Consider the following 14,296-nt stretch of genomic DNA (forward strand, 5'->3'; position numbering starts at 1 on the left):
TATAAAATTAGCGGGTGAAATACGCGAGACTCCTACGGGAACAGCACGACCTGAAGATCCACCTAGTCAAGCGAACTGTGCTTGACTAAGTTAGCTGAAGGCGTGCCCGTGGAAAGGGAACGTATTTCACCTGCGGGTATTCATTTCTATTTCGTAAGAAATGTCACTTATTTAATTTCGACTCATTAGAATCTCTGACCAACACCATTTGACATAGAGCCAAAAAGAAAAAAGCCCTTGATATACAAGGGCTTTTCGCAAATTTCCAAGGAAATTTTTCTGTGTTTATTTTCTAATTTCTTTAATACGCGCTGCTTTACCACGACGATCACGTAAGTAATATAGCTTAGCACGACGTACACGACCACGGCGAGTAACTTCAATCTTATCTACTCGTGGAGAATGTACTGGGAAAGTACGTTCTACTCCAACACCGTAAGAAATTTTTCGCACAGTGAATGTTTCACTAATTCCACCGTTTTGGCGCTTAATAACAACACCTTCGAAAATTTGGATACGTTCACGAGTACCTTCTACAACTTTCACGTGAACCTTTACCGTATCACCTGCACGAAAATCAGGTCGATCTGTACGAAGTTGATCTTTTGTAATGTCTGCAAGTAATTGTTGCATTTGTATACACTCCTTCTTAACTAATGCTCATGACCATTAAATATGTCAGCGGAACATCGTTTTATAGCAAAAGCTTTCAGTTTTGCCCGACAGTAAATATATCATATATAGTAAAGACTTTCAAGAGATATTTAGAGATTATTCAATTTCATCCAACCATTCTTGTTCCTCGGTTGTCAATGGGTAATCTTTTAACAGATCGGGACGACGCTGCTTGGTTCTTTCTAAGGACTTTCTTCTACGCCATTCTGTAATTTTCTCATGATGGCCAGACCGTAATATTTCAGGTACTTGATAGCCATTAAAATTAGCTGGTCGAGTATAATGAGGGTGTTCTAATAATCCTGTTGAAAAGGAGTCTTCAATAGCTGATTCTTGATTGCCTAATACTTCAGGTAATAAACGAACAACACTATCAATAACAGCCATCGCCCCTATTTCCCCACCAGTTAAAACAAAATCACCAATTGAAATTTCATCAGTAACTAAATATTCTCGGATCCGTTCGTCATACCCTTCATAATGGCCACAAATAAAGATAAGATGGTCTTCCTTCGCTAGTTCTTCTGCCTTCTTTTGATTAAAACGTTCACCTTGCGGACACATAAGTATAATCCGAGGTGACCCTCCTGGGTTTTCTTTGATTGCTTCTACAGCAGAAAATATCGGTTGTGGCATTAACACCATGCCCGCGCCACCGCCATATGGATAGTCATCCACTTTATGGTGCTTATTAGCTGCATAATCTCTAAAATCAATTGTCTGATATTGCATAGCTCCACTCTTTTGAGCATTTTTCATAATTGATGATTCCATGACACCAACAAACATTTCTGGAAATAAGGTCAGAATATCAATTTTCATTAAGATAACAGCCCTTCCATCGGTTCGATCACGACATATTTATCCTTAACATTTACTTGCTTAACAATTGGTTCAATATATGGGATTAACAAATCCTTGTCATTTTTCCTTTTAACTACCCAAACATCATTGGCGCCTGGTGCTAGTATCTCTGATATAGAACCTAGCGATTCACCTGTAGTCGTCCGAACTTCACAGCCAATAATTTCATGGTAATAGTAGCTTCCTTCTTCTAATGGATGTAGATCAGCTTCGGAGACTTTTAGAATTCCTTCTTTAAAGTGTTCAACATCGTTTATTGAAGTTAGCCCTTCAAATAATAACATATCAAATTGTTTATGTTTTCTATGGCTCTGAATCTTTACTACAATTGGTTCTTTCTGATCTTTTAGAAATAGGTATAGCTGATTCCCTTGTTTGAAACGTTGTTCAAAATCGGTAATACGCACGACTTTAACTTCTCCCTTAATGCCATGTGTATTCACAATTTTGCCTACATTAAAAAATTGTGTCATTTCATCACCTACTTATAAATACATTTAAAATTATTGATTGTTTATAGACAGAAAACAGGGAAAGATGATCTTCCCCTGTTTTACATGATATCAAGATAAATACGTTTTTTTGTCTCTGATCCAACCGCATAAACAACAGTTCGAATTGACTTTGCAATTCTCCCATTTTTACCAATCACTTTACCTACATCATTAGGATGTACAGTTAAATGATAAACAATCTTATTTGTTTCCTCTTTTTCTGTAACTTCGACAGCTTCAGGGTGATCTACCAATGGTTTAACAATTGTTGTTATTAAGGCTTTCATGTTATCACGCTACCTTACTTTTGATTTTTCTGGTCGTGGAACTTTTTCATGATGCCTTCGTTAGAGAATAAGTTTCGTACTGTATCGCTTGGTTTTGCACCATTTGCCATCCAGCTTAATGCTTTTTCTTCATCCAATTTCACTTCAACCGGATCAACTACCGGATTGTATGTGCCAATTTGTTCAATAATACGTCCGTCACGTGGTGAACGTGAATCTGCAACGACTATACGATAGAATGGGTTACGTTTAGATCCCATACGTTTTAAACGAATTTTCACTGCCATGTTTAGCACCTCCATTAAATAATGTTTCTCACAAGATAAGATTGTATCAGATTATCTTTAGACTGTAAAGTGTTTTTACATTACATCAGTGGAAAATTGAAACCTTTTTTACGTTTTCCTTTTTTGCCACCCTGCATACCGGAAAACTGTTTCATCATTTTCTTCATTTCATTAAATTGTTTTAAAAGACGATTAACTTCAGAGATAGGGCGCCCCGATCCTTTCGCAATACGTTTCTTGCGGCTTGAATTCATTAAACTTGGATCCTTTCGTTCTGCCTTTGTCATCGATTTAACAATAGCCTCAACGTGAACCAATTGTTTTTCATCTACTTGAACATTTTTAAGGCCCTTCATTTTATTAGCTCCAGGTATCATCCCTAGCAGTTCATCTAAAGGCCCCATACTTTTTACTTGTTCCATTTGTTCAAGGAAATCATCAAAATCAAAGCTTGCGGAGCGTACCTTTTCTTCCAATTCCTTCGCTTTCTTTTGATCGAAATTATCTTGGGCTTTTTCAATTAGTGTTAAAACATCACCCATTCCAAGAATACGGGATGCCATTCGCTCTGGATGAAATGGCTCTAACTCATCTAATTTCTCGCCCACACCAATAAATTTAATCGGTTTATTCGTAACTGCCTTAATTGATAAGGCAGCCCCACCACGTGTATCACCATCTAATTTAGTTAAGACAACTCCCGATAGGTTCAATTGCTTGTCGAAATTCTCAGCAACATTAACTGCATCCTGCCCTGTCATAGCATCTACAACTAAAAATATTTCATCTGGAGCAACACTTTCTTTTATTTGATTTAATTCATCCATTAATTCATCATCTACATGTAAACGACCTGCCGTATCGATGATGACATAATCATAGTGTTCTTCTTTCGCATATTCAACCGCTTCTTTTGCAATTTCAACAGGGCTTACTTCTGTCCCTTTTTCAAAAACAGGAATATCTAATTGCTTACCTACTGTTTGCAATTGATTAATTGCGGCTGGTCGGTAGATATCAGCTGCAACAAGCAAAGGTTTCCGGTTATGCTTTTTCCGTAATAAATTTGCTAACTTACCTGTTGTCGTTGTTTTTCCCGCCCCTTGTAAACCAACCATCATAATTACAGTTGGCGGACGCTCTGCGACAGCAATTTTACTTTGTTCGCCACCCATTAAAGCGGTTAATTCTTCCTTAACAATCTTGATTACTTGTTGACCAGGTGTTAAACTTTCCATCACCTCTGAACCAACAGCACGTTCTTTTATGCGTGCAACAAAGTCTTTAACTACTTTAAAGTTAACATCTGCCTCAAGTAATGCCAAGCGAACTTCACGAGCCATTACTTTAACGTCTTGTTCACTAACTTTTCCTTTACCCGTCATTTTTTTTATGGTACTTTGTAGACGGTCAGCTAAACCTTCAAATGCCATAGAGGAGATCCTCCTAATCTAATTCTCTTAATATTTTTATCAACTCAAATATTTTATCTTGTTCGTTGTGAAGCGCGGCTTCTGATAATTGTTCTAAAACCGTTTGCCGTTTAACAAATTTATCATATAATTTTAGCTTTTCTTCATAGTTTTTAAGCATGGATTCCGTTCGGCGGATATTGTCATAAACTGCTTGCCTTGAGACTTTATAGGCTTCTGAAATTTCCCCTAAGGAATGATCCTCCAAATAGTAGAGCTCCATATAATCACGCTGTTTCGGTGTTAATAATGCTTGATAAAAATCAAATAAAAAATTAATCTGCGTTGTTTTTTCTAACATATCAGCACCCCTTGTTAAGTAAAGAACCTTTACATTTAGCATAGTAATCGAACAGGGACCTTTTTGTCAAGTTTAACAAAGTGAAACCACGGGTAAGTTAGGCTATCAAAAATTTGGGTCCTATCCACCATTTACTCAACTGATCAAAGCATTTCCACCGGATCACGATTTACCTTATTTTTAAAAATACTTATTTTACATCATCTCTGAAAATAAGCCATAGACGAAGGCATTCGGGTCAAATACTTCTAAATCAGTCATTTGCTCTCCTAACCCAACAAGCTTCACTGGAATATTCAATTCTTTTCGAATAGCCAAGACAATGCCCCCTTTAGCTGTTCCATCAAGTTTTGTTAAAACAATACCAGATACATTCGTCGCTTGAGAGAACTCTTTCGCTTGACTTAGGGCATTTTGGCCAGTTGTTGCATCCAATACGAGTAAGACCTCATGTGGGGCATCAGGAATTTCCCGCTCAATCACACGTTTTACCTTACTTAACTCATTCATTAAATTAACTTTATTCTGTAAACGACCTGCGGTATCACATAATAGAACATCTGCACCCCTTGATTTTGCAGCTTGAATACCATCATAGATGACGGCAGCTGGGTCACTTCCAGCACTCTGCTTAATCACATCACAACCTGTTCGTTCACCCCAGACATCTAATTGTTCAATTGCACCTGCTCGAAATGTATCGCCAGCAACTAATAGAACCTTTTTCCCTTCTTGCTTAAGCTGGTATGCTAGTTTCCCAATCGTCGTTGTTTTTCCAACGCCGTTAACCCCGACGAATAGGATAACTGATAAATCATTTGCTTTAATATTTAAAGCAGATGTAGATGTATCTCCTTCTGTATAAATGGTGACTAACTTTTCGGAAATAACCTCTTTTAGTTCATTCGTTTCTTTAATATTTCTTCGTTTAACTTCCATTTCAAGTTCTTCAACTAAATCCATTACAGTATTAACTCCAACATCAGCCGAAATTAATATTTCCTCAAGTTCTTCAAAAAAGTCCTCGTCGACTTTCCGATAACGAGCGATTAAATCATTTAACTTTGTTGAAAAGGATTGCCTCGTTTTTTCTAATCCGGATTTATATTTATCTGACACTTCCTCCGCTTCATTCGAAGAGGTAAACTTATCTTTTAAATTTTTAAAAAAGCTCATTTCACATACCCTTTCTTTACTTTGTTTCTAATAATTGATCGGTTTCTTCAAGTTTAACAGAGACAAATCGTGATACACCTGATTCCTGCATAGTTACACCATACAGAACATCCGCTCCCTCCATCGTTCCTTTACGATGTGTAATAACAATGAATTGCGTTTCTTTACTATAAGTTTTTAAGTAATGGCTAAAACGCTCAACATTTGCTTCATCTAAAGCTGCTTCAACCTCATCTAGCACACAAAATGGAACGGGTCTAACACGAAGGATAGCAAATAAGAGCGCAATTGCAGTTAGGGCCCGTTCGCCACCTGATAAAAGAGCCAGCTGTTGTGCCTTTTTCCCTGGTGGCTGTGCTTTTATTTCAACACCAGTAGTAAGTAATGAACTAGGGTCAGTTAAGGTTAACTCTGCATGCCCACCACCAAATAATTGCCGGAAAACATCAGTAAATTCATTTTTGATTTGCGAAAAAGTTTCATCAAAACGTTGTTCCATTTCCTGATCCATTTCATTAATAACTGCGTAAAGTGTTGTTTTTGCCTCTTGTAAATCAATTTGCTGTGTCGTTAAAAATTGATAGCGTTCTGCAATTCGGTCATATTCATCAATCGCGCCTAAATTAACTGTACCTAATTCTTCGATTGTGCGCTTAATTAGTTTAACCTTTTTACGTAATAATTGTAGATCATCGGTTTTTTCATAGCATTCTTTCGCCTTCTCAAAACTCAACTCATACTCTTCTTGTAACTGAATTAATCGATTTTCTAATTCTACATCTAAACGATTTGCTTTAACTTCTATTGCTTGCCTTTCAGTTATTAACGCTTGTCTTTCATCCTGTAATAGGCGATGTTTTGCTTCACAATCTGAAAGAGTTTTCGTTAACATCATTCGTTCTTTTCTTTTATTTTGGATTGTCTCTGTAACAGTATGTTTTTCATCTTCATTTATTGCAATTTTTTGATCGATATCTGAGATATGCTCGATACCTGCTTCAATTTGAACGATCTCAGCTATCTCCACTTCAACTTGTTTAATGGTTGTTCTTAAGTTAATTAGTTTTCCTTCTAAACTGTTGACCTTTTCAGTTTGGTAAGAGAGTTCCTTTTTTTCTTCCGCTTCTTTAATTTCTAGTGCTTGAATTTCTGATTGTAACTTTGCTTTGTTCTTTTCAAAGTCTTCCTTTTCTTTAGTTAATTGCTCAACACGTTTATTTATTTGTTCGATTTCTCGTTTTAATTCTGATAGACTTGCCTCATTTTCCTGTTTTTCTGCTTCTAACCGACGATATTCAGCTACCCTTTGTGCTTGATCTTGCTGGGCAATTTTCAATTCCTTTTCATAGTGCGAAAGTTGAATTTGATTAGAGTTCAGAGCTCCATCGTTTTGTTGTAAGTGAATCTTAGCAGTTTCCCTCTTCTCACTTAACTTCGCTAATTCTTCATCGTATTGTTTAACTAAAGTTGACTTTTCTTCAATCTTTTGTTTGAACACATCTGTGCGTTGTTGGAATTCTACAATCTTGTCAGATAAGGTTTGTAACTCCTTATCTCTTGTAAACAATGATTGGTTCGTAGCTTTTCGTGCACCGCCAGTCATTGATCCCCCTGGATTAACAATATCACCTTCTAGAGTCACTACTCGATAACGACGATCAATAAGCCTAGCTATCTCGTTTGCATCTTTCAAAGTCTGTGCAATAATCGTATTACCCAGTAAATAATCAACGACAATTTGGTATGGTGCATCTGTTTTAGGTATTTCACTGGCTATAGCAATAAAGCCAGGATGTGTTTTTAGTTTTGCTTGATAATGATTAGGTATTATTTTTGCCTTAATAACGTTTAATGGAAGAAAGGTTGCCCGACCTTTGTTTTGTTGTTTTAAATAGTCGATCGCTTCACGTCCTGCTTTTTCATCAGCAACAACGATCTGTTGCGCCTGATTTGCTAAAGCTGTTTCTAATGCAATTAAATAGCGTTCTGGTATCTCAATTAATTCGATAACAGCCCCGTGAATAGAATTGATCCTTCCTTGCTCCCTAGCCTTCAACACTGCTTTTACTCCAGAATAAAAACCTTGAAAGTCCTCTTTCATTTCATCTAACATTTCTTTTCTGGATTGCAATCGATCAATTTGCCGGATTCCTTGTTCAAGCTTTGATTGCATATCAAATAATATTTCTTTCTCTTGATTATATCTCATCGTTTTGTTGTTAATTTCTTCGTTCAATTGATCGATTTCAACTTTTATCTCTTGATCTTTCTTAACTAGCTTCTGTTTCTGTTGTTGTAGTTGCTTATATTCATTGTTATGAGTCGATTGTTTAGATAAATCTACTTCTTTTTGGTTTGTCATGCGGTTAAGTTGTTGATCAATTGTCTTTAATGCATGTTTTCTTGTTGCCTGTTGATTAAGTTTTTCAATATAATCAGCCTTATAGGATTCAATTTGATCGTCTAATTCACCTTGATCAAGGCTTAAGTGTTGTTGTAATTTATTTAATTCATCAGATGTACTTTTTCTAGTTTCTTTAATCTGGACTAACTTTTTATTTTCTTCGTTGTATTGTTCTTCGGTTTCCTTAACTTGTTCAGTCAAATCTGATAATTGGAGGGTTAACTTTTCCTTGTTTTCTGTTGTATGCTTTGCCCGTTCTAAAATCACATTTTTTTGTCCTGTTAACTTTTCAAAAGACTCAGTTAAGGTCAATAACTTTTGCTGATATTCTTCGACTATTTGATCAAGTTGTTCAATTCGATGCTGTTCTTTTTCTACTTGAGCGGCTTTGACTTGCAGGTCAACCGTAATTTGATGTTCATCCTCTTTTAAATGATCAATTTTCGTTAAATATTCCTGCCACTCATTATGTAGGGTTTCAATTTCGGTTCGTAATAAAGTAATTTCAGCTTCCTTTAGTTGACCTCTTTGAGTTAGGTATTCTTTTGCTTTTGATGACTGTTGCTTTAATGGTTCTAATTGCCCTTCAATTTCAAAAATAATATCTTCAACTCGATTTAAATTCTCTTGTGTTTCAGCGAGTTTATATTCTGCCTTTTTCTTTCTATTTTTATACTTTAATACACCGGCTGCCTCTTCAAAAATTGTTCTTCGTTCTTCTGCTTTCGAACTTAATATTTCTTCAATTTTCCCTTGGCCAATTATTGAGAATGCTTCTCGCCCTAAACCAGAGTCTAGAAATAAATCAATGATGTCTTTTAGGCGGCAAGACTGTTTATTTAGATAAAATTCACTTTCACCAGATCGATAGACACGTCGCGTGACACTTACTTCTTGATAATCGATTGGTAAGGTTCGATCTTGATTATCCAAAATGAGTGTAACCTCTGCTACATTTAACGGCTTTCTAGTATCACTTCCTTGAAAAATGATATCTTCCATTTTTGAACCGCGTAATGATTTAACGGATTGTTCACCTAACACCCAACGGATCGCATCGGTTACATTACTTTTTCCACTCCCATTTGGGCCGACAACTGCTGTTACCCCAGGGACAAAGTCAACCGAAATGGGTTCAGCGAATGATTTGAATCCAACAGACTCTAATCTTTTTAAAAACATATTTTTCACCTATTCCATTAAAAAATGACAATCATCTCTTTATATTTCAACTCATTTATTTTATCATAAAGAGAGTCATGTTAGAAGGCTAGATTGCTGAGGAGGGGAATAATGGACTTATCTACTGCATCTGAAGAGAATTTGTCATATATTTTAAACGAGATCGGAAGAAAGTTAGATGTCGTAAACATGGCATTGCTTGATCCCGCGGATTATAATATCGACAAATACCAGGATTTAAAGTGGTTATACGAACATATCAAAAATAAAGATTCGTTAAGTATTTCTGAAACACAGGCTTTTATTGAAGAATTAGCCAGTATTCGTAAATAAGATAACCGTTGGCTAGCTTTTACGATCGATTTCATAAAAACTAGCCAACGTTCAACTAAATAGAATTCTGTTGTTTATCTAATGCCTCTTTAGCGGCACGTTGCTCGGATTCTTTCTTTGTCCGACCATGTCCGATACCAACTATTTCTTTATTTATTTTAACATGAGCAATAAACTCCCGATCATGCGCAGGGCCATTTTCAGCAACAATCTCATAGTTTATCTCAGCATGTTTGTTTTGTTGAATAAGTTCTTGAAGTTGGCTTTTATAATCTAATGCGTGTGAGAAGGCACCTTCCCTTACTTTTGGATAGATATGTTTACGGAGAAAGTTGATAACATCTTCAAACCCCTGGTCTAAGTACAGCGCACCAATAAAAGCTTCAAAGACATCTGCTAATAATGCTGGCCGTTTCCTCCCGCCAGTACGTTCTTCACCTTTACCTAGTAAGACATAACGATCAAAATTTAAACTTAGGGCAAATTTAACTAGAGCTGGTTCACACACAATAGCTGCTCGAAGCTTGGTCAATTCTCCCTCCGGTTTATTTGGATAAATACGATATAAGTATTGGGAGATTCCCAATTCAAGAACTGCGTCGCCTAGAAATTCTAAACGTTCGTTATCATGATGCATTCGATTTCTATGTTCATTCACATATGAGGAGTGGGTAAAAGCTTGAGTAAGTATTTTTTGATTTTTAAATACAATCCCAAGTTCATCTTGTAAGAGCTTAAAATCCATTACATTTAACACCTCCTTTTTTCTTTAGCGCAGATTAACTGACTGTATGACCATTTCAATTATACAATGGAAATCACCGGCTTATAAATGAGGGGGAACAGTCAGTGAAAGATGGGGAAAACCTACACTGAGTGAAGATTTACTTTATTATATTAGCCTTTTTTAAGCGAAAATGCAAAAATTATCAATTATTTAAACAAAAACAAAAGGGAATCTTTTATATGACTGTTGATCTACTTGCTTTTTATCAACTATTTGATCCAGACAATCAAAATACCCATTCATCAACAAATAAATTGGTGAACTTCTAACACGATAAAGAAAAAAAGTGACGAGAGAAAATGCTGTTGATAAACTTAAGATGATACTAGTCATCAGAAGATTAAGCTAGACGATGCTACCTTAAAATAATTAGCTACAACTTGACAATGTGATATCTTCTAATCTTTCTATGAAAAACAAGCACTTTCACTAAAGAAAATAAGTGAAAGTGCATTTTTCTAATATCTGTTTAAGCTTGGCTGTCTATGTATTTAACAGCATCGCCTACTGTTTCAATTTTTTCAGCTTCCTCATCAGCAATTTCCATATCGAACTCATCTTCTAGTTCCATAACAAGCTCAACAACATCTAATGAGTCTGCTTCCAAATCGTTTTGGAAAGAAGCGTCCATCGTTACTTTATCTTCTTCAACATCAAGACGATCAACCACGATTTGTTTTACTCTTTCAAATGTATCTGCCATTTCTTTCACCTCCTTCAAATCCTATGTATAAACTTACATAACCATACCACCATTAACACTTAAGGTTTGACCAGTGATATAATTAGCATCATCAGAGGCCAAAAAGGCAACAGCCTTTGCTACATCCTCAACCTGACCAAGTCTTTCAAGTGGAATTAACTTAAACATTTCCTCTTTTAGTGACTCGTCTAATTGGTCAGTCATCTCTGTTTCGATAAAACCTGGTGCGACCGCATTAACTAAAATATTTCGCGAAGCTAACTCCTTGGCAGCTGTCTTTGTCATGCCAATAACAGCTGATTTAGCCGCTACATAATTTATTTGACCTGGGTTACCAGTCAAACCAACTACAGATGAAATATTAATTATTTTTCCTGATCTTTGCTTCATCATCTGTCTAGAGACAGCCTTCATACAAAAGAAAACACCTTTTAAATTTGTATCGATCACTTGATCAAATTCTTCTTCCTTCATTCGCATTAACAAATTGTCTTTCGTAATCCCAGCATTATTAACGAGTACATCTAATGATCCCCACTCTTTGATAACCTTGCTAACCATTTCTTTAACTTCTGTCTCATTAGAAACATCAGCTTTAATTACAATTGCCTGTTGGCCACGTTTCTTAATTTCTTCAGCTACTTCCTCCGCTTTCGCTTGATTACCTGAATAGTTAATAGCAATCATATAACCCTTATTCGCTAATTCTAATGCGATAGCACGACCAATACCTCTAGAAGCACCGGTCACTAATGCAACCTTACTCGTCAATTTATTCGCCTCCTTGATACCAATCGATAAAAGTTTGAAGTGATGAATCATCTTGTACTGAAAAAACAGTTGCTCGGCGGGAGACTTTTTTAACAAGACCAGTTAATACTTTACCACTACCTACTTCTACAAGAGCATCTAAATCATCATTTAATAATTGTTCAATAATTTCATGAAATTTAACTGGTGAATAAAGTTGTTTGACCAAGAGCTCCTTTAATTGGGCCGCATTTGTCGTCTTTTCAGCTGTTACATTTGAATAAATAGCAGTCGAAGCTTCAGAAAACTCTAGGTTTTCTAAAATTTGTTCGAATCTCTCTGCTGCTGGTTTCATTAATCTCGAATGAAAAGGACCACTAACATTAAGTGGAATAACACGCTTTGCGCCAGCCTCTTTAAGTGAGTTTATAGCTTGTTCTATCCCCGATTTCTCGCCTGAAATAACTATTTGACCCGGACAATTTAAATTAGCTATATCAACAAGCTCTGACAATGTACTAAGTTTGGATTCAATCGTTGCTTGATCTAATCCAAGTACTGCGGCCATACCGCCATCACCATCAGGATAAGCTTCTTCCATCAGTTTGCCACGTTGATGAACAAGAATAAGTGCTTCTTCAAAGGAGAGCACTCCAGCGGCAACTAGTGCACTATATTCACCCAAACTGTGACCAGCTAATACTGTCGGACGGATACCCGCGTCTAATAATTCACGATAAATTAGCGTACTGACTAACAACAAAGCAGGTTGAGCATATGACGTTTTTGTCAATTTCTCCTCAGGACCTTCTAGCATAATTTCAGATAATGAAAAGCCTAGTAAATCATCTGCTTGTTGAAATAATTGCTGGTTGTTGGAATTTGAATCAATAAAAGATTGTCCCATACCTACCCGTTGAGAACCTTGGCCTGGAAAAATAAATCCTACTTTTTTCATGCTAGTCCTCCTTGTTCATCTCATGAATTGTATTCTCTATAATCTTAGTTACTTCATTTTCAACCATATAACTAGTTTGTTGAATCGCACTAAAAATAGCCCGACCATTAGATGATCCATGCGCTTTAATGACAGGTGCTGCTAAGCCAAATAACCCGGCACCCCCGTACTCAGCATAATCGAGTTTGTTTTTTAATTGTTTTAAATCTTTTTTTAATATACCCGCTGCTAATTTCGTTTTTAATGATGACATGAAAGTATCTTTTAAAAGACTAAACATCATTTCGGCTGTTCCTTCAATCGTTTTCAAAGCAACATTCCCACTAAAACCGTCAGTAACAACTACATCAGCAACCCCTGATAAAATATCTCGTGATTCAACATTTCCGATAAAATGAATTGGAGCAGCTTTTAACAAATCATAAGCTTGTTTTGCTAGTTCGTTCCCTTTTCCTTCTTCGGTTCCAACATTTAATAAACCAACACGTGGTTTGTTAATTCCTCTTACCTTTTCACTATATATTGAACCCATTATTCCATATTGGAGTAACTGTTTCGGTTTAGCATCAACATTCGCTCCAACATCTAAAAAGACAAATCCTTTGCCGTCAAGTGTCGGTAAAGTTGGGCTTAATGCAGGGCGTTCAATTCCTTTGATACGACCTACCTGGAAGAGACCTGCACTCATTAAGGCACCTGTATTTCCTGCTGACAAACAAGCATCTGCCCGACCTTCTTTTACTTCATTCGCCATTAAAACAAGTGAGGCATTTCTTTTTTTTCGAACTGCTTTTACAGGCTCATCATCACCAGTAATAACTTCTGTTGTATGTAGAATAGAAATCCCTTCCTCATTTGTTAGGAATGGCTTAATTTTATCTTGATCTCCTACTAAGGTTATCTCAAGGTTGGCAATTGATTTAATTGCTAACATCGCCCCTTCTACTACGGATTGAGGAGCATTATCGCCACCCATTGCATCAATAACAATTTTCATTCATTCAACTCCTCTGTCATTTTCCTTCGAACGATACATCGTAAAGTGTCCTGAAAAAACGAGTTCTTGATCAACAAAACTTTCGACAAACACACGTGATCGTCGATGTTTTTCTAGTGTTTCAACATGTGCCTTAGCAATAACACGCTCACCTTGTTTCACTTGACGTAAAAACTTAATTTCTGCTTTTTCTGTTAGTGCAAGATCATCATCAATCACTGCAACAGCAAGTGAATTTGCCTGAGCAAATAAATGATGTCCCCGAGCGATATCATTTCGGGTAAATACATGTTCCTTTCTAATATCTAGAATGGAGATTGCACGGTGGTCTAATTCAAGATCAATAATTTCACCAATCACATCATCAAGTGGTAATGCTTTTACCGTTTCATTCCATTGATCCTTTGCAACAGACTTAATCCGTTCTCTTAATTCTGGAATGGCTAACTCCATTCGATCTAGACGAATGGTTTGAATACTAACAGAAAAGGCTTTTGCTAACTCTTCGTCTGTAATAAATGGTGTCTCTTCTATTTTTAATTTAAGACGTTCTTGTCTGAGTCGTTTAGGTAATCTCATCTTTACACCACCTGTATATTGTTCAATGCTTCCTCTCATTCATCAGA

The 14,296-nt window shown here is 36.4% G+C and carries 16 protein-coding genes; 1 reads left to right on the forward strand and 15 read right to left on the reverse strand.

The features are described from left to right. Nucleotides 1-285: 285 nt before the first annotated feature. The 9 genes from rplS to smc all read right to left on the reverse strand — a co-directional run bounded on the left by rplS (nucleotide 286) and on the right by smc (nucleotide 9,142). Nucleotides 286-633, reverse strand: coding sequence for a 50S ribosomal protein L19 (gene rplS / locus KQI76_RS05345; RefSeq protein ID WP_216399286.1), 348 nt, complete (start codon nucleotides 631-633; stop codon nucleotides 286-288). A gap of 138 nt (nucleotides 634-771) precedes the next feature. Further along, entirely contained in the window at nucleotides 772-1,497 is a 726-nt protein-coding gene (gene trmD, locus KQI76_RS05350; protein ID WP_216399287.1) for a tRNA (guanosine(37)-N1)-methyltransferase TrmD, read from the reverse strand. Continuing rightward, nucleotides 1,497-2,012 (reverse strand): ribosome maturation factor RimM, encoded by a 516-nt coding sequence (gene rimM, locus KQI76_RS05355; protein ID WP_216399288.1) that lies wholly within the window; start codon nucleotides 2,010-2,012, stop codon nucleotides 1,497-1,499. The genes trmD and rimM overlap by 1 nt, the downstream gene beginning before the upstream one ends. Nucleotides 2,013-2,092: 80 nt before the next feature. Beyond that, nucleotides 2,093-2,320: a KH domain-containing protein gene (locus KQI76_RS05360; protein WP_216399289.1), complete on the reverse strand. Its 228-nt coding sequence runs from the start codon at nucleotides 2,318-2,320 to the stop codon at nucleotides 2,093-2,095. 14 nt (nucleotides 2,321-2,334) lie between these two features. Further along, nucleotides 2,335-2,607, reverse strand: coding sequence for a 30S ribosomal protein S16 (gene rpsP / locus KQI76_RS05365; RefSeq protein WP_216399290.1), 273 nt, complete (start codon nucleotides 2,605-2,607; stop codon nucleotides 2,335-2,337). Between the two features lie 80 nt (nucleotides 2,608-2,687). Further along, on the reverse strand, nucleotides 2,688-4,040 hold the full coding sequence (gene ffh, locus KQI76_RS05370; RefSeq protein WP_216399291.1) for a signal recognition particle protein: 1,353 nt from the start codon (nucleotides 4,038-4,040) through the stop codon (nucleotides 2,688-2,690). Between the two features lie 13 nt (nucleotides 4,041-4,053). Next, nucleotides 4,054-4,380, reverse strand: coding sequence for a putative DNA-binding protein (locus KQI76_RS05375; RefSeq protein WP_216399292.1), 327 nt, complete (start codon nucleotides 4,378-4,380; stop codon nucleotides 4,054-4,056). A gap of 195 nt (nucleotides 4,381-4,575) precedes the next feature. Then, nucleotides 4,576-5,556 carry a signal recognition particle-docking protein FtsY gene (gene ftsY, locus KQI76_RS05380; RefSeq protein ID WP_216399293.1) on the reverse strand — a complete coding sequence of 327 codons (981 nt, stop codon included), beginning with the start codon at nucleotides 5,554-5,556 and terminating at the stop codon, nucleotides 4,576-4,578. Nucleotides 5,557-5,572: 16 nt separating this feature from the next. After that, nucleotides 5,573-9,142: a chromosome segregation protein SMC gene (smc, locus tag KQI76_RS05385; protein ID WP_216399294.1), complete on the reverse strand. Its 3,570-nt coding sequence runs from the start codon at nucleotides 9,140-9,142 to the stop codon at nucleotides 5,573-5,575. A gap of 111 nt (nucleotides 9,143-9,253) precedes the next feature. Here smc and KQI76_RS05390 point away from each other — a divergent pair, with 111 nt between their 5' ends. Next, on the forward strand, nucleotides 9,254-9,475 hold the full coding sequence (locus KQI76_RS05390; protein WP_216399295.1) for a DUF1128 domain-containing protein: 222 nt from the start codon (nucleotides 9,254-9,256) through the stop codon (nucleotides 9,473-9,475). Nucleotides 9,476-9,530: 55 nt separating this feature from the next. On the opposite strand, the gene rnc is transcribed toward KQI76_RS05390, so the two are convergent. From rnc to fapR, 6 genes are all read right to left on the reverse strand, one after another. Next, complete coding sequence (gene rnc, locus KQI76_RS05395; RefSeq protein WP_216399296.1) at nucleotides 9,531-10,220, reverse strand: ribonuclease III; 690 nt, start codon at nucleotides 10,218-10,220, stop codon at nucleotides 9,531-9,533. Nucleotides 10,221-10,731: 511 nt separating this feature from the next. Further along, nucleotides 10,732-10,965: an acyl carrier protein gene (locus KQI76_RS05400; protein ID WP_216399297.1), complete on the reverse strand. Its 234-nt coding sequence runs from the start codon at nucleotides 10,963-10,965 to the stop codon at nucleotides 10,732-10,734. Between the two features lie 33 nt (nucleotides 10,966-10,998). Beyond that, nucleotides 10,999-11,787, reverse strand: a complete 789-nt coding sequence (gene fabG, locus KQI76_RS05405; protein WP_216399298.1) for a 3-oxoacyl-[acyl-carrier-protein] reductase — start codon at nucleotides 11,785-11,787, stop codon at nucleotides 10,999-11,001. Next, nucleotides 11,738-12,673, reverse strand: coding sequence for an ACP S-malonyltransferase (gene fabD, locus KQI76_RS05410; protein WP_216399299.1), 936 nt, complete (start codon nucleotides 12,671-12,673; stop codon nucleotides 11,738-11,740). The genes fabG and fabD overlap by 50 nt, the downstream gene beginning before the upstream one ends. Nucleotide 12,674: 1 nt before the next feature. Next, entirely contained in the window at nucleotides 12,675-13,670 is a 996-nt protein-coding gene (gene plsX, locus KQI76_RS05415) for a phosphate acyltransferase PlsX (RefSeq protein WP_216399300.1), read from the reverse strand. Beyond that, nucleotides 13,671-14,249: a transcription factor FapR gene (gene fapR, locus KQI76_RS05420; protein WP_216399301.1), complete on the reverse strand. Its 579-nt coding sequence runs from the start codon at nucleotides 14,247-14,249 to the stop codon at nucleotides 13,671-13,673. It lies immediately after the preceding gene. Nucleotides 14,250-14,296: the final 47 nt, after the last annotated feature.

Source organism: Amphibacillus sp. MSJ-3, assembly GCF_018919165.1.
Lineage (GTDB): Bacteria > Bacillota > Bacilli > Bacillales > Amphibacillaceae > Amphibacillus.